General features: G+C 66.3%; 22 protein-coding genes. 6 read left to right on the top strand and 16 right to left on the bottom strand.

Annotation, left to right across the window (positions count from 1 at the left end; genetic code table 11):
* Window positions 1–2: 2 nt before the first annotated feature.
* Both RAM80_RS08775 and RAM80_RS08770 read right to left on the bottom strand, forming a co-directional pair.
* A complete protein-coding gene (locus RAM80_RS08775; RefSeq protein ID WP_416425881.1) occupies window positions 3–899 on the bottom strand; it encodes a DUF2167 domain-containing protein in 897 nt (298 codons plus the stop codon).
* A gap of 115 nt (window positions 900–1,014) precedes the next feature.
* A complete protein-coding gene (locus RAM80_RS08770) occupies window positions 1,015–1,752 on the bottom strand; it encodes a substrate-binding periplasmic protein (RefSeq protein WP_416425880.1) in 738 nt (245 codons plus the stop codon).
* A gap of 160 nt (window positions 1,753–1,912) precedes the next feature.
* Between RAM80_RS08770 and dnaX the strand changes: the two genes are divergently transcribed.
* The 4 genes from dnaX (at window position 1,913) to recR (ending at window position 6,277) form a co-directional block, all read left to right on the top strand.
* Window positions 1,913–3,982, top strand: coding sequence for a DNA polymerase III subunit gamma/tau (gene dnaX / locus RAM80_RS08765; protein ID WP_416425878.1), 2,070 nt, complete (start codon window positions 1,913–1,915; stop codon window positions 3,980–3,982).
* A 73-nt stretch (window positions 3,983–4,055) separates the two neighbouring features.
* On the top strand, window positions 4,056–4,382 hold the full coding sequence (locus tag RAM80_RS08760) for a YbaB/EbfC family nucleoid-associated protein (RefSeq protein ID WP_027981427.1): 327 nt from the start codon (window positions 4,056–4,058) through the stop codon (window positions 4,380–4,382).
* A 190-nt stretch (window positions 4,383–4,572) separates the two neighbouring features.
* Window positions 4,573–5,607, top strand: a complete 1,035-nt coding sequence (locus RAM80_RS08755) for an NADP-dependent oxidoreductase (protein WP_416425876.1) — start codon at window positions 4,573–4,575, stop codon at window positions 5,605–5,607.
* Window positions 5,608–5,674: 67 nt separating this feature from the next.
* On the top strand, window positions 5,675–6,277 hold the full coding sequence (gene recR, locus RAM80_RS08750) for a recombination mediator RecR (protein ID WP_416425874.1): 603 nt from the start codon (window positions 5,675–5,677) through the stop codon (window positions 6,275–6,277).
* A gap of 75 nt (window positions 6,278–6,352) precedes the next feature.
* Here the strand turns inward: recR and RAM80_RS08745 are convergent, their stop codons facing one another.
* Window positions 6,353–6,901: an adenine phosphoribosyltransferase gene (locus RAM80_RS08745; protein WP_416425873.1), complete on the bottom strand. Its 549-nt coding sequence runs from the start codon at window positions 6,899–6,901 to the stop codon at window positions 6,353–6,355.
* 65 nt (window positions 6,902–6,966) lie between these two features.
* Entirely contained in the window at window positions 6,967–7,701 is a 735-nt protein-coding gene (fnr, locus tag RAM80_RS08740; RefSeq protein WP_416425871.1) for a fumarate/nitrate reduction transcriptional regulator Fnr, read from the bottom strand.
* A 153-nt stretch (window positions 7,702–7,854) separates the two neighbouring features.
* Between fnr and RAM80_RS08735 the strand changes: the two genes are divergently transcribed.
* Window positions 7,855–8,313 carry a hypothetical protein gene (locus RAM80_RS08735; RefSeq protein ID WP_416425870.1) on the top strand — a complete coding sequence of 153 codons (459 nt, stop codon included), beginning with the start codon at window positions 7,855–7,857 and terminating at the stop codon, window positions 8,311–8,313.
* Window positions 8,314–8,323: 10 nt separating this feature from the next.
* On the opposite strand, the gene hemN is transcribed toward RAM80_RS08735, so the two are convergent.
* From hemN to ccoN, 10 genes are all read right to left on the bottom strand, one after another.
* Window positions 8,324–9,706: an oxygen-independent coproporphyrinogen III oxidase gene (gene hemN, locus RAM80_RS08730; RefSeq protein ID WP_416425868.1), complete on the bottom strand. Its 1,383-nt coding sequence runs from the start codon at window positions 9,704–9,706 to the stop codon at window positions 8,324–8,326.
* Window positions 9,707–9,787: 81 nt separating this feature from the next.
* Complete coding sequence (locus RAM80_RS08725) at window positions 9,788–10,471, bottom strand: sulfite exporter TauE/SafE family protein (protein ID WP_416425867.1); 684 nt, start codon at window positions 10,469–10,471, stop codon at window positions 9,788–9,790.
* Window positions 10,464–10,685 (bottom strand): cbb3-type cytochrome oxidase assembly protein CcoS, encoded by a 222-nt coding sequence (gene ccoS, locus RAM80_RS08720; RefSeq protein ID WP_416425866.1) that lies wholly within the window; start codon window positions 10,683–10,685, stop codon window positions 10,464–10,466. Before ccoS ends, RAM80_RS08725 begins: the two co-directional genes overlap by 8 nt.
* Window positions 10,664–13,132 (bottom strand): heavy metal translocating P-type ATPase, encoded by a 2,469-nt coding sequence (locus RAM80_RS08715; RefSeq protein WP_416425864.1) that lies wholly within the window; start codon window positions 13,130–13,132, stop codon window positions 10,664–10,666. Before RAM80_RS08715 ends, ccoS begins: the two co-directional genes overlap by 22 nt.
* A 7-nt stretch (window positions 13,133–13,139) precedes the next feature.
* On the bottom strand, window positions 13,140–13,679 hold the full coding sequence (locus RAM80_RS08710; protein WP_416425862.1) for a FixH family protein: 540 nt from the start codon (window positions 13,677–13,679) through the stop codon (window positions 13,140–13,142).
* A 9-nt stretch (window positions 13,680–13,688) separates the two neighbouring features.
* Complete coding sequence (gene ccoG, locus RAM80_RS08705; protein WP_416425861.1) at window positions 13,689–15,101, bottom strand: cytochrome c oxidase accessory protein CcoG; 1,413 nt, start codon at window positions 15,099–15,101, stop codon at window positions 13,689–13,691.
* Between the two features lie 131 nt (window positions 15,102–15,232).
* The gene (ccoP, locus tag RAM80_RS08700; protein WP_416425860.1) at window positions 15,233–16,207 is read right to left on the bottom strand and encodes a cytochrome-c oxidase, cbb3-type subunit III; all 975 of its coding nucleotides are present in this window, start codon (window positions 16,205–16,207) and stop codon (window positions 15,233–15,235) included.
* Window positions 16,204–16,407, bottom strand: coding sequence for a cbb3-type cytochrome oxidase subunit 3 (locus RAM80_RS08695; protein WP_416425859.1), 204 nt, complete (start codon window positions 16,405–16,407; stop codon window positions 16,204–16,206). Before RAM80_RS08695 ends, ccoP begins: the two co-directional genes overlap by 4 nt.
* A gap of 5 nt (window positions 16,408–16,412) precedes the next feature.
* Window positions 16,413–17,021, bottom strand: a complete 609-nt coding sequence (gene ccoO / locus RAM80_RS08690; protein ID WP_416425858.1) for a cytochrome-c oxidase, cbb3-type subunit II — start codon at window positions 17,019–17,021, stop codon at window positions 16,413–16,415.
* A complete protein-coding gene (ccoN, locus tag RAM80_RS08685; protein ID WP_416425856.1) occupies window positions 17,021–18,463 on the bottom strand; it encodes a cytochrome-c oxidase, cbb3-type subunit I in 1,443 nt (480 codons plus the stop codon). The genes ccoO and ccoN overlap by 1 nt, the downstream gene beginning before the upstream one ends.
* Window positions 18,464–18,798: 335 nt before the next feature.
* On the opposite strand from ccoN, the gene RAM80_RS08680 reads away from it, so the two are divergent.
* The gene (locus tag RAM80_RS08680) at window positions 18,799–19,476 is read left to right on the top strand and encodes an alpha/beta family hydrolase (RefSeq protein ID WP_416425855.1); all 678 of its coding nucleotides are present in this window, start codon (window positions 18,799–18,801) and stop codon (window positions 19,474–19,476) included.
* Window positions 19,477–19,682: 206 nt separating this feature from the next.
* Here RAM80_RS08680 and RAM80_RS08675 read toward each other — a convergent pair whose 3' ends face one another.
* Together RAM80_RS08675 and acnA are read right to left on the bottom strand one after the other, a co-directional pair.
* Window positions 19,683–21,248: a methyl-accepting chemotaxis protein gene (locus RAM80_RS08675; protein ID WP_416425854.1), complete on the bottom strand. Its 1,566-nt coding sequence runs from the start codon at window positions 21,246–21,248 to the stop codon at window positions 19,683–19,685.
* 175 nt (window positions 21,249–21,423) lie between these two features.
* Window positions 21,424–24,165, bottom strand: a complete 2,742-nt coding sequence (gene acnA, locus RAM80_RS08670; RefSeq protein ID WP_416425853.1) for an aconitate hydratase AcnA — start codon at window positions 24,163–24,165, stop codon at window positions 21,424–21,426.
* Window positions 24,166–24,322: the final 157 nt, after the last annotated feature.

Genomic DNA, 24,322 nt, shown 5'->3' with positions numbered 1-24,322 from the left:
CTTCAGCGCTGGCGGCTGAACAGCTTGCGCACGAACGCCGCGACGGCCACCACGCCGATGATCACGAACTTCTTCAGCGCCAGCAGCATCAGCCCCAGCTTGGCGAACAAGCCGGCCTTGCTGGCCACGCCGCCCGCCACCAGCGCGGCCAGGCCGTAGGCGGCCAGCTTGTCGGTGGCCGGGCTGTAGTCGGCGTAACGGTTGCCGTCGGTGAAATCGGCGAAGCCCATCACCTGGGGCAGTTCGCGCTTGATGGTCGGCAGGTCGCTCATGGCGGCCACGGCGTTGAGTTCCAGCACGCCTTTGCGCCCCAGCACGCGAATGCTGTAGTTCAGGCTGTTGACGTCGGCGTGCTCGGCCTTCAGTTCCTTGGCCCAGTAGATCTTGTGGCTCTGTTGGTCGTAGTGCGGCGGTTCGGCCCAGCCCACCAGGGTAATGCCGTCGTAGCCTTGCTCGTGGCGCGCCTTGTTGTCGTCCTCGTCCTCGGCCTGCATGTCCTTGAGCAACTGGTTGTAGTCGATCTTGGCCGCGTCATCGTCGGCGATGTGGCCGTCCTCGGTGTAGCTGACGATCACGCCCCAGCCGCCTTCGGACAGCAGGTTGGTGGCCTTCGGCACGATCATGCCCAGGGTCTTGATGCCGGGCGGGTTGCCCCAGCCGATGTTCAGCACGCGCTCGGTGTCGCCGGGGGACAGGTAATAGAAATCGTCGTTGAGCGTCAGGGTGGCGATATCGCCCGGCAGCTGGACAGTGCCGTGCTGGGGCTTGAGCGAAGCCAGCAGTTGTTCGGCGGTCATGGCCGGGTGGGTTTGTGCGGCGGCGGGCGGCGCATCGGCGTAGGCGGGGAGTTGCACGGCGCACAGCAACGCCGCGGCCAGCAGGGGGCGCAGGTATTTCATTGTAGTCCCTTACATTTTGAATCAATTTGTCGAGGATGATACAACAATCCGTAGCAGCTGCCGAAGGCTGCGTCCCCGGTAGCGCGCGGGGAGCTGACGCAGCCTTCGGCAGCTGCTACGGGGTTCCGGTGTAGTGCTGCACCAGTTGGTCGATCTCGCCGGACATCTTCATGCGCAGCAGGGTGCGCAATATCCGTTGCACCGGCACCGCCGGGTCGTTGCGCACGTAGCAGCCCAGCGCCTGCTCCTCGACGAAGGCCACTGGCTTGAGCTGCTGGGCAGGCGGCAATTGCCGGTTGAACCAGTCCAGGGACAGCTTGTTGGTCATGGCGTAGCGGTAGCGGCGCGCCAGCAGCTTCTGCAGCACCTGGTCCTGGCCGCGGGCGTCGTCGCGGACCAGTTGGCCGCTGGCCAGGCGCGCCTGCAGGGCGTCATAGGTGTAGCCCAGCACGGTGCCGATAGGCTGGGCGGGCAGGGTGTCGAGGTTCACGGGCTGGGTATCGTCGGCGCGGGCCACCAGGTAGTCGCGCTGGGTGATCAGCGGCAGGCTCCATATATAGTCGCCCGACAGCCCCGGCAGCCACGACTGGGCGGCGTAGCAGCGCACGTCCACGTCGCCATGCTCCATGGCAGCCTGCAGGCGCAGGCGGGCGATGACGTGGAATTCGGCGGGCGCCCCCACCTGGCGCGCCAGGCTCTGCATCATGTCGTACAGGATGCCCTGGGTGGGGGCGCCATTGGTCACTTGCACCAGGGGCATGGTCCAGCTTTCGGCGATGGAAAAGCGCAGCGGCGCGGGCGCCCCCAGGCATTGGCCGGCAATCAGCAGCAGCGCGGTCAAGGTCAGGCGCATCGGCGTCTCCATGCCGTAAAAACGCGTACAAGCCATCAGCTTAGCCACTATCTGGCCTTCGTCATGCCCGGTGACGCTTGATCGGCAAGCATTGGATGCATTTTTGCCCCTGCTCCGCTACGATTAGCGGTCTTTGGCATTCTAGTTGCGACGGTTTTCGATGAGTTATCAGGTTCTTGCCCGTAAATGGCGTCCGCGCTCCTTCCGCGAAATGGTTGGCCAGACCCATGTGCTCAAGGCTCTGATCAATGCGCTGGACAACCAGCGCCTGCACCACGCCTACCTGTTCACCGGTACCCGCGGCGTGGGCAAGACCACCATCGCCCGTATCATCGCCAAGTGCGTGAACTGCGAGACTGGCATTACCTCCACGCCATGCGGCGAATGTTCGGTGTGCCGCGAGATCGACGAGGGTCGCTTCGTCGACCTGATCGAGATCGACGCCGCCAGCCGCACCAAGGTCGAGGACACCCGCGAGCTGCTCGACAACGTGCAGTACGCCCCGAGCCGCGGGCGCTTCAAGGTCTACCTGATCGACGAAGTGCACATGCTGTCCAGCCACTCGTTCAACGCCTTGCTGAAAACGCTGGAAGAGCCGCCGCCCTACGTCAAGTTCATCCTCGCCACCACCGACCCGCAGAAGCTGCCCGCCACCATCCTGTCGCGCTGCCTGCAGTTCTCCCTGAAGAACATGACCCCGGAGCGGGTGGTCGAGCACCTCAGCCATGTGCTGGGCGCCGAACAGGTGCCGTTCGAGGACGACGCCCTGTGGCTGCTGGGCCGCGCCGCCGATGGCTCCATGCGCGACGCCATGAGCCTCACCGACCAGGCCATTGCCTTCGGTGAAGGCAAGGTGCTGGCCGCTGACGTGCGTGCCATGCTCGGCACCCTGGACCACGGCCAGGTGTACGGCGTGCTGCAGGCGTTGCTCGAAGGCGACGCCCGAGCACTGCTGGAAGCCGTGCGCCACCTGGCCGAACAGGGCCCGGACTGGAACGGCGTGCTGGCGGAAATGCTCAACGTGCTGCACCGCGTGGCCGTGGCCCAGGCGTTGCCGGAGGCCGTGGACAACGGCCACGGCGACCGTGACCGCGTATTGGCGGTGGCCCAGGCGCTGCCGGCCGAGGACGTACAGTTTTATTACCAGATGGGCCTGATTGGCCGTCGTGACCTGCCGCTGGCACCAGACCCACGCAGCGGCTTCGAGATGGTGCTGCTGCGCATGCTGGCCTTCCGCCCGGCGGATACCGGCGATGCCCCCAGGCCGGTGCTAAAGCCGGTGGGGACCAGCCAAGCCACGGCTGAGTCCCCGCAAGCCCCGGCTGCCGCGCCCACCGTGGCGGCCATTGCCGCCCCCGCACCGGCCCCTGTCGCGCCACCGCCCGCACCGGTGGTGGCGCCGCCCGCGCCTGCACCCACCCCTGAGCCACCGGCCCAGCCAGCGCCGGCCGTGGCCGATGTCGACCTGCCGTGGAACGAGCCGGCGCCCATCGAGCCGCCGCCTGCCGCCCAAGTGGAGCCGGACCCGTTGCCGGTGCCCCTGGAAGAACCCCTGCTGGACGTGGTCGCCGAACAGCCGGCGCTCACGCCCATGCCGACGCCGGTGCCCGCCAGCGTGGTGCCGCCGGCCCCGGAAATGGACGTGCCACCCATCGAGTACCTGCCCGCCGGCATGGACCGCGACGACGAGCCGCCGATGGACGAGGACTACTACGCGCCGGACATGGACGCCGGGGGCTACAGCTACCTGGACGAACTGGCCAGCGAGAGCGCGCCCGAGCCGGTTGCCGCCCCCGAGCCGCTGCCAGCCTCCAAGCCGGCCACCGGCCTGGCCCTGCAATGGCTCGAACTGTTCCCCAAGCTGCCGATTTCCGGCATGACCGGCAGCATCGCCGCCAACTGCACCCTGATTGCCGTGGACGGCGACCACTGGCTGCTGCACCTGGACCCGGCCCACAGCGCGCTGTTCAACGCCACCCAGCAGCGCCGCCTGAACGAGGCGCTGAACCAGTACCACGGCCGCACCCTGACGCTGACCATGGAGCTGATCCGCCCCGAGCAGGAAACCCCGGCCCAGGCGGCGTCGCGTCGCCGCGCCGAGCGCCAGGGCGAAGCCGAGGCCTCGATCCATGGCGATCCGTTCATCCAGCAGATGATTCGCCAGTTCGGCGCGGTGGTGCGTGAGGATACTATTGAACCTGTCGACGCTTTGGTCAGCCAAAGCCAGTAACCCGTTAACCACGCGCGGTGCCTCCTGAGCGAGGCGCCGTGCGGCCAACCAAACAACCGATGAGGTGATCCCCATGATGAAAGGTGGCATGGCCGGCCTGATGAAGCAGGCGCAGCAGATGCAGGAAAAAATGGCCAAGATGCAGGAAGAACTGGCCAACGCCGAAGTGACCGGTCAATCCGGCGCCGGCCTGGTGAGCGTGGTGATGACCGGTCGTCACGACGTCAAGCGCATCAGCCTGGATGACAGCCTGATGCAGGAAGACAAGGAAGTGCTGGAAGACCTGATCGCCGCCGCCGTCAACGACGCCGTGCGCAAGATCGAAGCCAACAGCCAGGAAAAAATGGGCGGCATGACCGCTGGCATGCAACTGCCTCCAGGTTTCAAGATGCCGTTCTAAGGCACCTTGCGCTGCACCCCAATGCCAGGCACCCGCCTGGCATTGTTGTTTTATCCTGTAGCAGCGGCCGCCAGGCCGCGTCAGGGGGTAACGTGGTGCCTGGGACGCGGCCTTCGGCCGCTGCTACGGGGAACGTCGGGGGGCGTGGTAGGGTCTGCATCTGTATTGCCCTCTACCAAGGAGCCCCTCGATGTCACAGGACCTCACCCTCAACCAGCGCATCGTGCTGGTTTCGCGCCCCAAGGGCGCCCCCACCCCGGAAAACTTCCGCTTGGAGCGCGTGGCGCTGCCGGACCTTGAAGACGGCCAGGTGCTGCTGCGCACCCTCTATCTGTCGCTGGACCCCTACATGCGTGGGCGCATGAGCGACGCGCCGTCCTACGCCGCGCCGGTGCAGATCGACGAGGTGATGACCGGCGGCGCCGTGAGCGTGGTCGAGCAGTCGCGCCACCCCAAATACCACGTGGGCGACCAGGTGGTGGGCATGACCGGCTGGCAGAGCCACAGCATCTCCAACGGCGACGACCTCATCGTGCTGCCCGCCGGCATCCCTAACCCGTCCCTGGCCCTGGGCGTGCTGGGCATGCCCGGCATGACTGCCTACATGGGGCTGATGCACATCGGCGAGCCCAAGGCCGGTGAAACCCTGGTGGTGGCCGCAGCGTCCGGCGCCGTGGGTTCGGTGGTGGGGCAGGTGGCCAAGCTCAAGGGCTTGAAAGTGGTGGGTGTGGCCGGCGGTGCCGATAAGTGCCGCTACGTGGTGGACGAACTGGGCTTCGATGCCTGCCTGGACCACAAGTCGCGAACCTTCGCCCAGGACCTGGCCGCCACTTGCGACCAGGGCATCGACATCTATTTCGAGAACGTCGGCGGCGCGGTGTTCGACGCGGTGATGCCGCTGCTCAACCCCTGCGCGCGCATTCCGGTGTGTGGCCTGATCGCCCAGTACAACGCCACGGAACTGCCGGCTGGCCCCGACCGCTTGTCGCTGCTGCCACGGCTGCTGCTGACCAAACGCATCCGCATGCAGGGCTTTATCGTCTTCGATGACTTCGGCGACCGCCAGGCCGAATTCACTGCGGCCATGCTGCCCTGGGTGCGGGACGGCAAGGTGCGCTTCCGCGAGGACGTGGTGGACGGCCTGGAGAATGCCCCCGAGGCGTTCATCGGCCTGCTGCAAGGGCGCAACTTCGGCAAGCTGGTGGTCAAAGTGTCAGAGGCGTGAGCATTTGACGCCACCCGGAGGCGCGGGTATAAACCGCGTCTCGTTGTTTTTGTCAGGCGTTTACCCCATGAGCTTCAGCCCACTGATCCGCCAACTGATCGACGCCCTGCGCACCTTGCCAGGCGTGGGTCAGAAATCCGCCCAACGCATGGCGCTGCAACTGCTGGAGCGTGACCGCAGCGGCGGCACCCGGCTGGCCCAGGCCTTGAGCCAGGCCATGGAAGGCGTGGGCCACTGCCGCCTGTGCCGCACGCTGACCGAGCAGGACCTGTGCCCGCAATGCGCCGACCACCGCCGTGACGACACCCTGCTGTGCGTGGTGGAAGGCCCGGTGGACGTGTATGCGGTGGAGCAGACCGGCTACCGTGGCCGCTACTTCGTGCTCAAGGGTCACCTGTCGCCGCTGGACGGCCTGGGCCCGGAGGCCATCGGCATTCCGCAACTGATGGCGCGCATCGAAGCGCAGGGCACCTTCACCGAGGTGATCCTGGCCACCAACCCTACGGTTGAAGGCGAGGCCACGGCCCATTACATCGCCCAGCTGCTGGCCAGCAAGGGCCTGGTGGCCTCGCGCATTGCCCACGGCGTGCCGCTGGGTGGCGAGCTGGAGATGGTCGACGGCGGCACGCTGGCGCATTCTTTTGCCGGGCGCAAGCCGATCAGTCTTTGAATTGGCGGTGCGGCGGACGCGGCCTGCGGCCGCTGCTACACAACCCGTAGCAGCGGCCGCAGGCCGCGTCTGGCATTACATGTCGGTCAACGCAAAGTTGGTCAGGCAGAACGTCGGAATACCCATGTCTTCCAGGCGCTGGGAACCCAGCAGCTCCGGCAGGTCGATGATCGCGCTGGCTTCATGCACGCGCGCGCCCATCCGGCGCACCAGGTTGGCGGCGGCGATCAGGGTGCCGCCGGTGGCGATCAGGTCGTCGAACAGAATCACCGAGTCGCCTTCGCACAGGCTGTCGGCGTGCACTTCCAGGAACGCTTCGCCGTATTCGGTCTTGTAGCCCTCGGCCAGCACGTCGGCGGGCAGCTTGCCCTGCTTGCGGAACAGGATCAGCGGCTTGTTCAGCTCGTGGGCGACGATGGAGCCGATCAGGAAGCCGCGGGCGTCCATGGCGCCGATGTGGGTGAAGTCGGCGTCGATGTAGCGGTGCACGAAGCTGTCGATCACCATGCGCAGCGCCTTGGGCGACTGGAACAGTGGGGTGATGTCACGGAAGATGACACCGGGCTTGGGGAAGTCCACGACGGGGCGGATCAGGGATTTGAAGCTGAAGGTATCGATAACCATCGTGGGAAGGTCCTGGCAGGCAAAATATGCCCGCCAGTATACCTGTTCGATCGGTCAGGTCGAAATCAGGCTTCCAGGGTGCCGCCGGCCAGGGCGCACAACTGGATGGGGTCGAGGATGTGGATCTCCTTGCCCTCGGCGGCAATCAGCTCGCTTTGCTGGAAGCGTGTGAACACCCGCGACACCGTCTCCACGGCCAGGCCCAGGTAATTGCCGATCTCGTTGCGCGACATGCTCAGGCGGAACTGGTTGGCCGAGAAGCCGCGGGCGCGGAACCGCGCCGAGAGGTTGACCAGGAACGTGGCGATCCGTTCGTCGGCGGATTTCTTCGACAGCAGCAACATCATCTGCTGGTCGTCGCGAATCTCCCGGCTCATGACGCGCATCAGCTGGCGCCGCAGCTGCGGCAATTGCACGCTCAGTTCGTCCAGGCGTTCGAAGGGTATTTCACACACCGAGGTGGTTTCCTGGGCCTGGGCGGTGACCGGGTAGGCCTCCGCGTCCATGCCCGACAGGCCCACCAGTTCGCTGGGCAGGTGGAAGCCGGTGATCTGCTCTTCGCCACCGTCGCTGAGGCTGAAGGTTTTCAGCGCGCCGGAGCGTACGGCGTACACGGAACCGAAGCGGTCGCCCTGGCGGAACAGGTATTCGCCTTTCTTCAGCGGGCGGCCACGCTTGACGATCTCGTCCAGGGCGTCCATGTCTTCCAGGTTCAACGACAGGGGCAGGCACAGGGGTGCCAGGCTGCAATCCTTGCAGTGGGCCTGAGTGACAGTACGTACTTTTACTGGCTCGGACATCAGTTCAAATCCTTTGGAAAAACACACAATGACTGTAAGGGTACGCTTTTGAAACGTATGAGACCAGCCGCGGTTTAGTCATGGAAAGCGCCTCATGTTATTTATTTCATTGTCGATACAAATGACATCACGCTATCCGCATGGAGCCTTGCGATGCTCACTTTCGACCCGCGCAACACGCCGACCACCAGTCAATGGCAGATTCATGACAGTAATCCGCAGCCCGCGGCCAGCAATGATGGCACCGAGCCTGCAGCCACGCCGGCGGTGTCCGTGACCCTGTCTGCGGTAGGGGTGAGCAAGGCCGCGAGCCAAAGTAACAATAAGGACATAGAGGAAAGCGGGTTGCCGCCGACCATCCAGCAAACCCTGAAAATGATCCGCGAATTGAAGAAGCAGTTGGCCGAGAAAATCGCCGAGCTGCAGGCCCTGGTCAACGACAAGGACTTGCCTGCACAGCAGCGTCAGGCGCGTATGGCCGCGCTGCAAAGTGCGATCAACGCTATCAACGCAGCGTTGCTGGTGGCCACCAACAGCCTGGGGCAAGCCATGAAGGACCAGAACCTGTCGCCCGAGCAGGTGATCCAGGCCGGGGCGCTGGCGGCGAAGTAAGCCGGCGAGCTCAGATGACACGGGAGAAACGCTGGCGGTTGTGCGGTTCAAGGTGTGCGTCGAACAGCATGCACAATGAGCGCACCAGCAGGCGGCCCACCGGGCGTACGGTCATGCCCGCGTCGTTCAATTCAATCAGGCCATCGGCGGCCATGGCCTGCAGTTGCGGCCAGATGTCGGCGAAGTAGCCGCGAAAATCCACGTTGAAGCGTTGCTCGATGTCGGCAAACGCCAACTCGAAATGGCAGATCAGCTGCTGGATCACCGCCCGCCGCAGGCGGTCATCGGCGCTGCAGCCCAGGCCACGGGCGGTGGCCAGCTGGGCATCGGCCAGGGCGGCCTGGTATTCGTTGAGGTCGCTGCTGTTCTGGCTGTAGAGGTCGCCCACCTGGCTGATGGCTGACACGCCCAGGCCGATCAGGTCGCAATGGCCGTGGGTGGTGTAGCCCTGGAAGTTGCGCTGCAGCTGGCCTTCTTCCTGGGCGATGGCCAGGTCGTCATCGGGCAGGGCGAAATGGTCCATGCCGATGTAGCGGTAGCCGGCGCCGGTCAGCTGCTCGATGGTGCGCTGCAGCATCTGCAGTTTTACCCCCGGCGGTGGCAGCTCGACGTGGTCGATGCGCCGCTGGGGCATGAAGCGCTCGGGCAGGTGCGCGTAATTGAACACCGAGAGGCGGTCGGGCTGCAGCTGGATCACCTCGTCGACGGTGCGCCCGAAGCTCTCGACGCTCTGGCGCGGCAGGCCGTAAATCAGGTCCAGGTTCACCGAGCGGTACTGCAGGGTGCGCGCGGCCTCGATGATGGCGCGGGTCTCCTCCAGGCTCTGCAGGCGGTTCACCGCGCGCTGCACCTGCGGGTCGAAGTCCTGCACGCCGATGCTGACGCGGTTGAAACCCAGCTCGCGCAGCAGGCCCATGGTCGACCAGTCGGCCTCGCGCGGGTCGATCTCGATGCCGTAGTCGCCACTATCGTCCAGGCGCAGGTTGAAGTGGCTGCGCAGGGTGGCCATCAGTTGGCGCAGTTCGTCATGGCTGAGAAAGGTCGGCGTGCCGCCGCCCAGGTGCAACTGCTGCACGGGCTGGCGCGGATCGAGGTGGCAGGCGATCAGCTGGATTTCCTGTTCCAGGCGTTGCAGGTAGGGCTGGGCGCGACCGCGGTCCTTGGTGATGACCTTGTTGCAGGCGCAGTAGTAGCAAATGTGCGCGCAGAACGGCAGGTGCACGTACAGCGACAACGGGCGCATGGCCTTGCGGCTGTCGCGCAGGGCATGCAGCAGGTCGAATGAGCCAACCTGGTTGTTGAATTGAACCGCGGTTGGGTAGGACGTGTAGCGCGGGCCTGGCTGATCGTGACGGCGGATCAGGTCAGCGTCCCAGACAAGGGTGTCGAGCATGCGGGTTCCCCGGGTTTGCGTGCATGCTCGCTAGTCTAGGGACGCCCGTGCCAACCGGTATTGACGTGCATCAAGCGCCGCTCAATGGCCCATCAGCCAGTGCTGGTGCGGGCCGGGCAGGGTCCACAGGCCAAACGCGATCACCAGCAGGCCACCGGCCGCACGCACTCCGCGCCGGCGCAGCAGCTGGCGAGTGCGCTCGGCGGCCAGGCCGGTGGCCAGCAGGACCGGCCAGGTGCCCAAGCCGAAGGCCAGCATCAACAGCGCGCTGCGGCCGGCGTTGCCCTGGCTGGCGGCCCATAGCAGGGTGCTGTACACCAGCCCGCAGGGCAGCCAACCCCATAGCCCGCCCAGCAGCAACGCCCGCGGCAGGCTGCTGACGGGCAGCAGGCGCCCGGCCACGGGCTGGATCAACCGCCACAGGCCACGGCCCAGGCGTTCGATGTGCACCAGGCCGCTCCACCAGCCGCCCAGGTACAGGCCCATGGCAACCAGCAGCAGCGCCGCCACCACCCGCAAGGCCATGGCTGCGGGGCTGGTGGCCAGCGCCCAGCCGGCCAGGCCCAGCAGCAGCCCGGCGCAGGCGTAGCTGCCGATGCGCCCCAGGTTGTAGGCCAGTAACAGGCGCAGGCGGCGGCCGCGCTGCTCGGGCGGGATGGCCAGGGTCAGGGCGCCCATCAGGCCGCCGCACATGCCCAGGCAATGGCCGCCGCCCAACAGCCCCAGGATCAGCGCCGAGACCAGTTGCGGCGCCAGCTCAAGCATGGGGCGGCGCCTTGTCCTTGAGGGCGTTGTCCTTGGCGGTGTTGGCCTCGTCGACGGCGGCCTGGTGGCGTGGGTCCTGGTCGTCGAACAGGATGCTGTGGGCCGGGCCGTCGAGGTCGTCGTACTGGCCGCTGTCCACTGCCCAGAAGAACACGTAGATGGCGATGGCGACCACCACCAGTGCGGCAGGAATCATGATGTAGAGGGCGGGCATGCAAGCTCCGGTGTCGCAAGGGTGGCGGGCGTCGCTGCCGGGCGTCGGGGCGCGGGCACCCGGGCCAGGCGCAGGGCGTTGAGCACCACGGTCAGGGAGCTGGCCGACATGCCCAGTGCCGCCCAGATCGGCGTGATCAGCCCAGCGGCGGCGAAGGGCAGCATCAGGCCATTGTACAGCGCCGCCCACACCAGGTTCTGGATAATCACCCGGCGGGTGCGACGGGCCATGTGCAGGGCCTGCACCAGGGTGGCCAGGCGGTTGTTGAGCAGCACGGCGTCGGCGCAGGTGCGGGCCAGGTCCGTGGCGCTGCCCATGGCCACGCTGACATCGGCGGCGGCCAGCAGCGGCACGTCGTTGACGCCGTCGCCCACCACCAGCACCTTGCGCCCTTGGCCGCGCAGGCGCTGCAGCACGGCCAGCTTGGCGTCCGGCGCCAGGCTGCCCTGGGCCTGGTCGATGCCCAGGGCGGCGGCGACGCCGTGGACCATGGGCGAGCTGTCGCCGGACAGTAGCCAGGTCTGCCAGCCGCGGGCACGGCAGGCGTCCAGCAAGGCCTTGGCGTCCTCGCGCAGGCGGTCATCGAGGCCGAACCAGGCCAGCGGCTGGCGGTCGTCGGCCAGCAGCAGCCACTGGCCGTGGTCGTCGGGTGGCATGGGGGCCGGGCTGGCGCTGAGGGCGCAGGCCCAGGCCGGGTTGCCGATGCGCAGCGGTTGACCCTCGACGCAACCCTGCAGGCCCAGGCCCGGCTCGCTGCGCACTTGCTCGGCCACCAGTCGCGCGTGACCGAAGGCACGGGCGATGGGGTGTTCTGAGCGGCTTTCCAGCGCGGCAGCCAGGGCCAGGCTATGGTCACCGTCCAGGTGCGCCAAGGGGTTGATGCTGGTGAGTTGCAGGCGGCCCTCGGTGAGCGTGCCGGTCTTGTCGAAGATTACCGTGTCGACCTGGTTCAGGCCTTCCAGCACATGCCCGCGGGTCAGCAGCAGGCCCAGGCGGTGCAGGCTGCCGGTGGCGGCGGTGAGGGCGGTGGGGGTGGCCAGCGACAGCGCGCAGGGGCAGTTGGCGACCAGCATGGCCAGCACCACCCAGAACGCGCGGTCGGCATCCAGGTGCCACCACAACAGGCCGATGGCCGCCGCGCAGCCCAGGGAAAACAACAGGAACCACTGCGCCGCGCGGTCGGCCAACTGCGCCAGGCGTGGCTTTTGCGCCTGGGCGCGTTCCAGCAGGCGGACGATGGCCGACAGCCGGGTGTCGCTGCCCAGGGCCGTGACTTCGACGGTCAGGCTGCTCTCGACGTTGAGGGTGCCGGCGGTGACGCTGTCGCCGGGCTGGCGCGGCAGCGGCAGGTATTCGCCGGTCAGCAGCGACTCGTCGACGCTGGACTGGCCGTGGAGGATGCGGCCGTCGGCAGGAATCACCGCGCCGGGCAGCACCTGCACGCGGTCGTGCAGGGCCAGTTCAGCCAGCAGGATGCGCTCGGCATGGCCTTGGCCATCCAGGCGCAGGCACGAGGGTGGCAGCAGGTTGACCAACTGCGCGGTGGCCGCCGCCGTGCGTTCGCGGGCGCGGCGCTCCAGGTAGCGGCCGGCCAGCAGGAACAGGGCGAACATGCCCACGGCGTCGAAGTACAAATCGCCGCTGCCGCTGATGGCGGTCCAGATACCCGCCAGGTAGGCGCCGCCGATGGCCAGCGACACCGACACGTCCATGGTCAGGTGGCGGGTGCGCAAGTCGCGCAGGGCGCCCTGGAAGAATGGCGCGCAGCTGTAGAAGACGATGGGCGTGGTGAGGAACATCGCCACCCAGCGCAGGATGGTGTGCAGCTGCGGGCTGAGGTCGATGTTGAATTCCGGCCAGGTGGCCATGGTTGCCATCATCGCCTGGAACCACAGCAGGCCGGCCACCCCCAGCTGGCGCAGGGCGCGGCGGTTGTCGGCGGCCAATTGCTCCGCGGCGCGGTCGGCCTGCCACGGATGGGCGGCGTAGCCGATGTGGCGCAGCTCGGCCAGCAGTTGGCTCAAGGTGTGCTGGTCGTCCGCCCATTGCACGAACAGGCGGTGGTTGGACAGGTTCAGCCGCGCCTCGACCACGCCTGCCAGGCTGCGCAGGTGTTTTTCGATCAGCCAGCCACAGGCCGCGCAGGTGATGCCTTCGACCATCAGGGTGGTGTCGCGCAGCGGGCCCTGGGCGTGGACGAAGCCCTGCTGCACATCGGCGCGGTCGTACAGCGCCAGTTCGTCGGGCAATTGGCGGGGCAGTGCCTGGGGGTTGGCCGAGGCCTGGTCGCGGTGCTGGTAATAGCTGGCCAGGCCACCGTCGACGATGGCCTGGGCCACGGCCTGGCAGCCCGGGCAGCAGAAGTCGCGCGGCTGGCCCAGCACCGTGGCCGTGAACGGGCGGCCGGGTGGCACGGGGAGGGCGCAGTGGTAGCAGGCGGTAATCATGCTTGCATCAACGCTGCGGTGCTTCGGCGGCCTGCAGGGGCTCGTCGCCCAGGGTCAGGGGCTTGTCCGGGTTGACCTGTTCTTCCTCGAACAGGCGCCAGGTCTTGCCGCCCTGTACGCCTAGCAGCTCGACGAAACGCCGGCCCTGCACCTGGTCCACCACATGGCCCACGTAGCGGCCGTTGCCGGCGGCGTTCAGGTCGATGCGACGGTCTTTCTCCGGCTGCGTCGGCGACACCAGGTTCAGAGTGATTTGCGCTGGCTGGCTGGCGCCGCTGAGCTGCACGTCGACCTCGCCGGTGAGGCTGTCCAGGGTCACGTCGGCGCGCTGCTTGAGGTCCACCGCCAGCTGCTCGCGCTCCAGCGAGCGGGCGATGCCCTTGCCGGCCTCGTAGTAGTTGTCGGTGACCAGGTTGTCGGGGTGCTCCACGGCGATGGTCACCATGGACAGGGTGAGGGCTACCGAGCAGGCCAGCATGGCGATGAGTATCCACGGCCAGAGGTGCTTGTACCAAGGGGTGGCGGCGTCAGCCGTGGCGTTGAACATGGGGGTTCCTTAGCGTACTTGGGGGCCGATGAAACGGCTTTTGGCCTGCACATGCACCGCGCCGTCGTCGGCGTCCTTGAGGCTGAAGTACACCTCGTTGGTGCTGGAAGGCAGTTGTTCGGGGGCTACCGACAGCTCGGCGGGCAGGCTGACGATGTCGCCGGCCGCCACGCGGATTTCGTTGCGGCCCTGCAGGCGCAGGTCGGGCAGGCCGCTGGCCTCGATCACGTAGGTATGCTCGCGCTGGTCCTTGTTCATGATCTTCAGGCTGTAGACGTTCTCGATGCGCCCTTCGGCGTTCTCGCGGTACAGCACGCGGTCCTTGCTCACGTCGAAACCCACCAGCGAGCGGGTCAGGAACGCCCCGGCCAGCACGCCCATCATCACCAGCAGCACCACGGCGTAGCCGATCAGCCGTGGCCGCCACTTGTGCGTCTGCTGGCCGGACAGGTTGTGCTCGGTGGTGTAGCTGATCAGCCCGCGCGGGTAGTCCATCTTGTCCATGATGCTGTCGCAGGCGTCGATGCAGGCGGCGCAGCCGATGCACTCGATCTGCAGGCCGTCGCGAATGTCGATGCCGGTGGGGCACACCTGCACGCACATCGTGCAGTCGATGCAGTCGCCCAGGCCCTGGGCCTTGTAGTCCGCGTCCTTCTTGCGCGGGCCGCGTTTCTCGCCGCGGCGCGGGTCGTAGGAGACGATGAGGGTGTCCTTGTCGAACATCACGCTCTGGAAGCGCGCGTAGGGGCACATGTAGATGCACACCTGCTCGCGCAGCCAGCCGGCGTTGCCGTAGGTGGCCAGGGTAAAGAAGCCGACCCAGAAGTACGACCAGCCGTCGGCGTGGCCGCTGAAGAAGTCCCCGATCAGCTCGCGGATGGGCGAGAAGTAGCCGACGAAGGTCATGCCGGTGACGAAGCCGATCAGCAGCCACAGGCCGTGCTTGGCGGCCTTGCGCCCGAACTTGCTGGCGCTCATGGGCGCCTTGTCGAGCTTGATGCGCTGGTTGCGGTCGCCTTCAGTGACCTTCTCGCACCACATGAAGATCCACGTCCACACGCTTTGCGGGCAGGTGTAGCCGCACCACACGCGGCCGGCGAACACGGTGATGAAGAACAGCCCGAAGGCGCTGACGATGAGGATGCCCGACAACAGGATGAAGTCCTGCGGCCAGAAGGTGGCGCCGAAGATGTAGAACTTGCGCTCCGGCAGGTTCCACCACACTGCCTGGTGGCCGCCCCAGTTCAGCCACACGGTGCCGAAATACAACAGGAACAGGAACGCCCCACCCACCCGCCGCAGGTTGCGGAACACCCCGGTGAAGGCCCGGGTGTAGATCTTCTCCCGCGACGCGTACAGGTCGACGCTGTCGCCTTTCGCGGCCGGCGGGGTGACATCATGAACCGGAATCTGCTTGCTCATCAGTGAGCCTCACGGTGGGGCGCGGTCGTTAGATCCTGTAGCAGCGGCCGTTAGGCCGCGTCACAGGCGCCGCATAGTGCCAGGCACGGCCAGTGTGTTGCCGGACGCCGCCTGGCGGCAGCTGCTATGGGTTACTCCTGGGGCTTTTCGTCTCCGTGGGAAAGGCTGTACACATACGCCGCCAGCAAATGCACCTTGTCCTTGCCTTGCAGCAGTTCCTGCGCCGGCATCTGGCCCTGGCGGCCGTAGCGGATGGTCTGTTGCAGCTGGGCGAAGCTTGAGCCGTAGATGAACGCCTGCGGGTGGGTGAGGTTGGGGGCGCCCATGGCCGGCGTGCCCTTGCCTTCGGGGCCGTGGCAGGCCACGCAGTTGGCGGCGAAGATTTTCTGGCCGTTGGCGGCATCGGCCTTGGCGTCGTCGGGCAGCTTGCGGCCGTCGAGCTGGCTGATGACGAAGGCAGCGACGTCGGCCACGCCCTGTTCGCCAATCACCTCGGCCCAGGCCGGCATCACCGCGTGGCGGCCGCCCAGGATGGTGGTCTCGATGGTGGCGGGCTCGCCGCCCCAGCGCCAGTCCTCGTCCGTCAGGTTGGGGAAGCCGTAGGCGCCCTTGGCGTCGGAACCGTGGCACACCGAGCAGTTGCTGGCGAACAGGCGGCTGCCCATTTTCAGCGCCTGCGGGTCCTTGGCCACCTCTTCGATGGGCATGGCCGCGAACTTGGCGTAGATCGGCCCGAAGCGGGCGTCAGCGCGGGCCATTTCCTTTTCCCACTCGTGCACGCCGGTCCAGCCGGTCTTGCCGTCGGAAAACTGCTTCTTGGTGTCGTTGTCCAGGTACTGGTAGCCGGGCAGCAGGCCGGTCCAGCTGCCCAGGCCGGGGTACAGGCTCAGGTAGCCGAGGGCGAAGATGATGGTGCCCACGAACAGCATGAACCACCACTTGGGCAGCGGGTTGTCGTATTCCTCGATGCCGTCGAACGAGTGGCCCACGGTTTCCTCGGTGGCCTCGCTGCGCTGCCCGCGGCGGGTGGAGAACAGCAGCCAGGTCAGGGACACGATGGTGCCCAGGGTGAGGACGGTTACGTACAGACTCCAAAACGTTGTCATTGCTTGTCACTCCTGGACGCGCGCGCTTGCGCCTGGGCTTGTTCCACCTTGGCGATGGCGTCGGGATCATCGGCGAACGGCAGCAAGGTGGCTTCGTCGAAGTCCTTCTTGCGCCGGCCGCTGAACACCCACAACGCCAGGCCGATAAAGGCCACCATCACCACGACGGTGCCCAGGCCTCGGATGGTTCCGATATCCATGTGCGTCACCGTTTGCTCTTGATGAGGGTGCCAAGGCCTTGCAGGTAGGCCACCAGTGCGTCCATTTCGGTCTTGCCCTTGACGGCCGCCTCGGCGCCGGCGATGTCGGCGTCGGTGTAGGGCACGCCCAGTTCACGCAGCACTTGCATCTTCTTCGCGGTCAGGCTGGCGTCGACCTTGCGCTCCACCAGGAACGGGTAGGCCGGCATCACCGACTCGGGCACCACGTTGCGCGGGTTGTACAGGTGCGCGCGGTGCCAGTCGTCCGAGTAGCGCCCGCCCACGCGGGCCAGGTCCGGCCCGGTGCGCTTGGAGCCCCACAGGAAGGGGTGGTCCCACACGCTTTCGCCGGCCACCGAGTAGTGGCCATAGCGTTCGGTCTCGGCGCGAAACGGCCGGATCATCTGCGAATGGCAACCCACGCAGCCGTTGGCGATGAACACGTCGCGGCCTTCCAGCTCCAGGGCCGGGCGCGGCTTCATGCCTTCGATGGGCTTGTTGGTGACGTCCTGGAAAAACAGCGGGACGATCTGGGTCAGGCCGCCGATGGCCACGGCGATGACCATGAAGAAGGCCAGCAGGCCGATGTTCTTCTCGAGCACTTCATGTTTCATCAGTGAGCCCCCACGACGGCGATCTGGGTGGCCGCCTCAGCTTCTTCAGGCGTGGAGGCGCGCACGGTGCGCCACACGTTATAGGCCATCAGCAGCATGCCGCTGGCGAAGAACGAGCCGCCCAGGGCGCGCACGATGTAGCCAGGGTGGCTGGCCTGCAGGGCCTCGACGAAGGAGTAGGTGAGCGTGCCGTCGTCGTTGATGGCGCGCCACATCAGGCCCTGGGTGATGCCGTTCACCCACATGGAGGCGATGTACAGCACGGTGCCGATGGTGGCCAGCCAGAAGTGCGCGTTGATCAGGCCGATGCTGTGCATCTGCGCGCGGCCGAACAGTTTCGGGATCATGTGGTAGACGGCGCCGATGGAGATCATCGCCACCCAGCCCAGGGCCCCGGCGTGCACGTGGCCGATGGTCCAGTCGGTGTAGTGGGACAGCGAGTTGACCGTCTTGATGGCCATCATCGGGCCTTCGAAGGTGGACATGCCGTAGAACGCCAGTGACACCACCAGGAAGCGCAGGATCGGGTCGGTGCGCAGCTTATGCCAGGCGCCCGAGAGGGTCATCATGCCGTTGATCATGCCGCCCCAGCTGGGCGCCAGCAGGATGATCGACATCACCATGCCCAGCGACTGCGCCCAGTCGGGCAGGGCGGTGTAGTGCAGGTGGTGCGGGCCGGCCCAGATATACAGGGTGATCAGCGCCCAGAAGTGCACGATGGACAGGCGGTAGGAGTAGATCGGCCGCTCGGCCTGCTTGGGCACGAAGTAATACATCATGCCCAGGAAACCGGTGGTGAGGAAAAAGCCCACGGCATTGTGGCCGTACCACCACTGGATCATGGCGTCGGTGGCGCCGGCGTAGGCCGAGTAGGACTTGAACAGGCTGACCGGCAGCGAGATGTGGTTGACGATGTGCAGCATCGCCGTCACCAGGATGAACGCCCCGTAGAACCAGTTGCCCACGTAGATGTGCTTGGTGTTGCGCTTGACGATGGTGCCAAAGAAGGTGATCGCGTAGCAGATCCACACGATCGCCAGCAGGATGGCGATGGGCCATTCCAGCTCGGCGTATTCCTTGGTGGTGGTGTAGCCCAGTGGCAGGGTGATGATGGCGCTGACGATCACCGCCTGCCAGCCCCAGAACGTGAACGCCGCCAGGCCGTCGGAAATCAGCCGCGTCTGGCACGTGCGCTGCACCACGTAGTAGGACGTGGAAAACAGTGCGCAGCCGCCGAAGGCGAAGATCACCAGGTTAGTGTGCAGGGGGCGCAGGCGGCCGAAGGTGGTGTAGGGCAGGTCGAAGTTGAGCTGCGGCCAGACCAGTTGCGAGGCGATGAACACCCCCAGGCCCATGCCGACGATTCCCCAGACCACCGTCATGATGGCGAACTGCCGGACCACCTTGTAGTTGTACGCAGTCGGAGCGATTACTGTGCTCATAGCGGGTTATCCACGGTTCAGGTGTTGTTATTGAATTTATAAACCGGCCGCAGTATGGAGAATGCAAAGGGGTGATGCAAGAGTTGCTAGCAATCATCGCTAGCAATTCTTGTCGGTCGCTCCGACGTCCACGTGGCGGGCCTTCCAGCGTTGCTGGGGGCTTTGCCGGGGTTGCTGGCGGAGGGGTTTCTGAACATCCGGAAACATATCCGTCCAGCCCAGTTTTCAACGCTATGAGCTTAGTCGCTGTGTGGACATACCGCACGCGTGCGCTGCCGCGTGGCGGCACCGACGTGGCATCATGGCGGCCGTTATTTTTTCACGGTGGAACCAGCATGAAAGAGCCGCAGCCTTGCAGCATTGACCAGGATCAATTGGCCGCGCTGGCCCAGGCCCGGGGCTGGCTGTGGAACGCGCCACAGGGCGCGCCTGTGGCCTGCCTGATACTGGCCCACGGCGCGGGCGCGCCCATGGACAGCGGCTTCATGGCCAGCATCAGCGAGCAGCTGGCGGCTAGGGGCGTCGGCGTGTTGCGCTTCGAGTTCCCCTACATGGCCCAGCGCCGCCTGGACGGCGGCAAGCGCCCGCCCAACCCCAAGCCCAAGCTGCTGGAATGCTGGCGCGAAGTGTACACCGAGGTGCGGCCGCTGGTGACCGGCACCCTGGCGATGGGCGGCAAGTCCATGGGTGGGCGCATGGCCAGCTTGTTGGCGGACGAGTTGGGCGCTGCGGCGCTGGTGTGCCTGGGGTATCCGTTCTATGCCGCGGGCAAACCGGAGAAACCAAGGGTTGAGCATCTGGCGGCGCTGGCGACGCAGACCCTTATCGTGCAAGGCGAACGCGACGCGCTGGGCAACCGGGCGGCCGTGGAGGGGTATGTGTTGTCAGGAAAAATCGAGCTGTGCTGGCTGGTGGCGGGGAATCATGACCTCAAGCCATTGAAGGCGTCGGGGTTCAGCCATGAGCAGCATATCGAGGCAGCGGCGCAGGCGGTCGCGCGGTTTCTACGCTGACCCGTGGCAGCGATTGTCTTGAAACGGCGTCGTCTGCATCGCGACTAAAGTCGGCTCCTACGCCGTACGTGGTAGGAGCCGGCCTTGGCCGCGATACAGGCGACGCGATCTACGAGGTACACGGGGCCCCGTAGCAGCGGCCCGAAGGCCGCGTCACAGGCACCGCGTGATTCCTGACGCGGCCTTTGGCCGCGGCTACGGGAGTTTTAGCGGTTGAAGCGTTCTACCAGCGAGTACTGGCTGTGCGCCGTGCGGGTCAGTTCTTCGCTCAGCAGGGCGGAGTTCTGCGCCTGCTCGCTGGTCTGGTCGGCCAGGTTGGCGATGGTGCTGATGTTGCGGCTGATCTCCTCGGCCACCGCGCTCTGCTCCTCGGTGGCAGCGGCGATCTGGGTGGTCATGTCAGTGATGTGCGCCACTGCCTCGCTGATACCCACCAGCGCCTGGTCGGCCTCCAGCACCCGTGCCACGCCTTCTTCGGCCTGGCGGTGGCCGGCTTCCATGGTCTGTACGGCGTTGCCGGCGGTCTGCTGCAGCTTGGCGATCAGCGCGTGGATCTGACCGGTAGACTCGCTGGTGCGCTGCGCCAGTTGGCGCACTTCGTCGGCGACCACGGCGAAGCCACGGCCCATCTCGCCGGCCCGGGCGGCTTCGATGGCGGCGTTCAGTGCCAGCAGGTTGGTCTGGTCGGCGATGCCCTTGATCACGTCCACCACGCCGCCGATCTCGTCGCTGTCCTTGGCCAGCTGGGTCACGGTCTGGCCGGTCTCGCCCACCACCACCGACAGGCGCTGGATGGCTTCGCGGGTTTCGCCGGCAATGCCACGGCCCTGGCTGGTCAGCAGGTTGGCCTGCTGGGTGGCGTCGGCGGTGCGCTGCACATGGCTGGCCACTTCCTGAGTGGTGGCGGCCATCTGGTTGACCGCGGCGGCCACCTGTTCGGTCTCCACGCGCTGGCGCTCCAGGCCCTCGGAGCTCTGGTGGGCCAGGCCGTCGGACTGCCGGGCCTGGTCGTTGAGGTGCTCGGCGGTGTCCTGCAGGCGGGTGAGGCAGGTCTTCAGGCGGGCGTCCTGGCTGAGGATGGACAGTTCCAGGCGCGCCTGGGCGCCGCGGCTGTCGGTGTACATCTGCGCGATCAGCGGGTCGGAGGTGGTCTGTTCGGCCAGGCGCAGCAGGCGCTTGATGCCCCGTTGCTGCCAGCTCAGGCCCACCAGGCCCAGCGGCACCGAAAGCAGGGCGGCCACGGCGAAGCCCCACCAGCTGCCCAGCCAGCTGCCGATCAGGAAGCCGACCTGGCTGACCAGAATGAACGGTAGCCAGTCCTGCACCACCGGCAACCAGCGGTCGCGGCGCGGCACGGCGGACTTGCCACTGTTCAGGCGTTCGTAGAGTGATTGGGCGCGACGAATCATCTCGGCGCTGGGCTTGACCCGCACCGACTCGTAGCCCACCACCTGGTTGTTGTCGAAGATCGGTGTGACGTAGGCGTTCACCCAGTAGAAGTCGCCGTTCTTGCAGCGATTCTTGACGATGCCCATCCACGGCTGGCCCTGGCGCAGGGTGGCCCACATGTGCTCGAACACTGCCGCTGGCACGTCCGGGTGGCGCACGGTGTTGTGCGGCGCACGGATCAACTCGTCACGGGAAAAACCACTGATCTCGACGAACGCGTCATTGCAGTAGGTGATCATTCCTTTGGCATCGGTGGTGGAAATCAGGCGCTGCTGGGCAGGAAACGTCCTTTCGCGCTGGGTGACGGGCTGGTTGTTACGCATGGCTGTGGGGTTCCGCAAGGCTTTCACAGGTTGTCGGCCGCGGCGCCACAAAATTGAAATTAAATTTCCCTGGTAGTCGCCACGGAACGGGCGACGCGCCCAATCCGTAGCAGCGGCCGCAGGCCGCGTCAGGCAGCCAGACGCCGCCTGCGGCAGCTGCTACGGGATCAAGGGGTCATGAGGCGATCAGCTGGCGCAGCACGTAGTGCAGGATGCCGCCGGCCTTGAAGTACTCCACCTCGTTGAGGGTGTCGATGCGGCACAGCACCGTCACGTTTTCCTGCTTGCCGTCCTCGTGGGTGATGCGCAGGGTCAGGTCCATGTGCGGGCGCAGGTCGGCGCCGCTAAGGCCAGTGATGTCGAGGGTTTCGCGCCCGCTCAGCTTCAGGGTCTTGCGGCTCTGGCCATCCTTGAACTGCAGCGGCAACACGCCCATGCCCACCAGGTTGGAGCGGTGGATGCGCTCGAAGCTCTCGGCGATCACCGCCTTCACGCCCAGCAGGTTGGTGCCCTTGGCCGCCCAGTCGCGGCTGGAGCCGGTGCCATATTCCTGCCCGGCAATGACCACCAGCGGCGTGCCGTCGGCCTGGTAGCGCATGGCCGCGTCATAGATGGCCAGGCGCTCGCCCGTGGGGATGTAGTAGGTGTTGCCGCCTTCCTCGCCGTTGAGCATTTCGTTGCGGATGCGAATGTTGGCGAAGGTACCGCGCATCATCACTTCATGGTTGCCGCGGCGCGAGCCATAGGAGTTGAAGTCGCGCGGCTCCACGCCTTTCTCCCGCAGGTAGCGGCCGGCGGGGCTGTCCGCCTTGATGTTGCCGGCGGGGGAGATGTGGTCGGTGGTCACCGAATCGCCCAGCAGCGCCAGCACCCGGGCCCCCTGCACGTCGACCACCGGCTTCAGCGCGCCGGTGATGTCATCGAAGAACGGCGGGTGCTGGATGTAGGTGGAGTCGTCCTGCCACACATAGGTAGCGGCCTGGGGCACCTCGATGGCCTGCCACTGGGCGTCGCCGGCGAACACCTCGGCGTACTCCTTGTGGAACATGGCAGTGTCGACGCTGCGCACCGCGTCGGCGATTTCCTGCTGGCTGGGCCAGATGTCGCGCAGGTACACCGGCTTGCCGTCCTTGCCGGTGCCCAGGGGTTCGCTGCTGATGTCGATGCGCACGCTGCCGGCCAGGGCGTAGGCGACCACCAGCGGCGGTGAAGCCAGCCAGTTGGTTTTCACCAGCGGGTGCACGCGGCCCTCGAAGTTGCGGTTGCCCGAAAGCACCGAGGCCACGGTCAGGTCGGCCTGCTGGATGGCCTTCTCGATGGGCTCGTCCAGCGGCCCGGAGTTGCCGATGCAGGTGGTGCAGCCGTAGCCCACCAGGTCGAAGCCCAGGGCGTCGAGGTACTGGGTCAAGCCGGCGGCCTTGTAATAATCGGTCACCACCTTCGAGCCGGGCGCCAGCGAGCTCTTCACCCAGGGCTTGCGCTGCAGGCCTTTTTCCACGGCCTTCTTCGCCACCAGCCCGGCGGCCATCATCACGCTGGGGTTGGAGGTGTTGGTGCACGAGGTGATGGCGGCGATCACCACGGCGCCGTCCTTGAGGTGGTGGGTCTGGCCCTGCCAGCTGTACTGCGCCTCGCCGGCCTGGGCAGCGTTGCCCACGGCCACGCCACCGCCGCCTTCGCTTTCCAGGCGGCCTTCGTCCTTGCTGGAAGGCTTGAGCTGCAGGCCGATGAAGTCCGAGAACGCCTGGGCCACTTTCGGCAGCGCCACCCGGTCCTGGGGCCGCTTGGGTCCGGCCAGGCTGGCTTCAACCGTGCCCATGTCCAGCGCCAGGCTGTCGGTGAACAGCGGTTCCTGGCCTGGCAGGCGCCACAGGCCCTGGGCCTTGGTGTAGGCCTCCACCAGTTTTACCGTGGCCTCGGGGCGGCCGGACAGGCGCAGGTAGTCCAGCGTGACCTCATCCACCGGGAAGAAGCCGCAGGTGGCGCCGTATTCCGGGGCCATGTTGGCGATGGTGGCGCGGTCCGCCAGGGGCAGGTCGGCCAGGCCGTCGCCGTAGAATTCGACGAATTTGCCCACTACGCCTTTCTTGCGCAGCATCTGGGTGACGGTGAGCACCAGGTCGGTGGCGGTAATGCCTTCCTTGAGCTTGCCGGTGAGCTTGAAGCCGATCACCTCGGGAATCAGCATCGACACTGGCTGGCCGAGCATGGCCGCCTCGGCCTCGATGCCGCCCACGCCCCAGCCCAGCACGCCCAGGCCGTTGATCATGGTGGTGTGCGAGTCGGTGCCCACCAGGGTATCGGGGAAGGCGTAGGTGCGGCCGTCCTCTTCCTTGGTCCACACGGTGCGGCCCAGGTACTCCAGGTTCACCTGGTGGCAGATGCCGGTGCCCGGCGGCACCACGCTGAAATTGTCGAAGGCGCTCTGGCCCCAGCGCAGGAAGGCGTAACGCTCGCCGTTGCGCTGCATTTCGATGTCGACGTTTTCGCCGAAGGCCTGGTTGTCGCCGTATTTGTCGACCATCACCGAGTGGTCGATTACCAGGTCCACCGGCGACAGCGGGTTGATGCGCTGTGGGTCGCTGCCGGCCTTGGCCACGGCGGCGCGCATGGCGGCCAGGTCGACCACCGCCGGCACGCCGGTGAAGTCCTGCATCAGCACGCGGGCAGGGCGGTACTGGATCTCGCGGTCGCTGCGGCGGTCCTTGAGCCAGGCGGCCAGGGCCTTGAGGTCGTCGCCGGTGACGGTCTTGGCGTCCTCCCAGCGCAGCAGGTTTTCCAGCAGCACTTTCAGGGACATGGGCAGTTGTTGCAGGCCACCCAGGCTCCTGGCGGCTTCGGGCAGGCTGAAATAGTGGTACTGACGGTCGTCGACCTGCAGGGTCTTGAGGGTCTTCAGGCTATCAAGCGAGGGCATGAAATCACTCCTTGGCGGCTGCCGCGAAGGTCCGCACGGCACGGACCCAGGGCATAAAGCGTAGCTAGCTATCATTACACCTGACTGTCCAGGCGTGTCGCCGGTTCCGAACTTCCTTTAGAATGCGCCGATTTCGGCAGCGCGCCAGTGGTGCGCT

It is taken from the genome of Pseudomonas sp. App30 (genome assembly GCF_047947025.1).
In the GTDB taxonomy this organism is placed as follows: domain Bacteria; phylum Pseudomonadota; class Gammaproteobacteria; order Pseudomonadales; family Pseudomonadaceae; genus Aquipseudomonas.
This window is presented reverse-complemented; position numbering and strand designations above follow the sequence as displayed.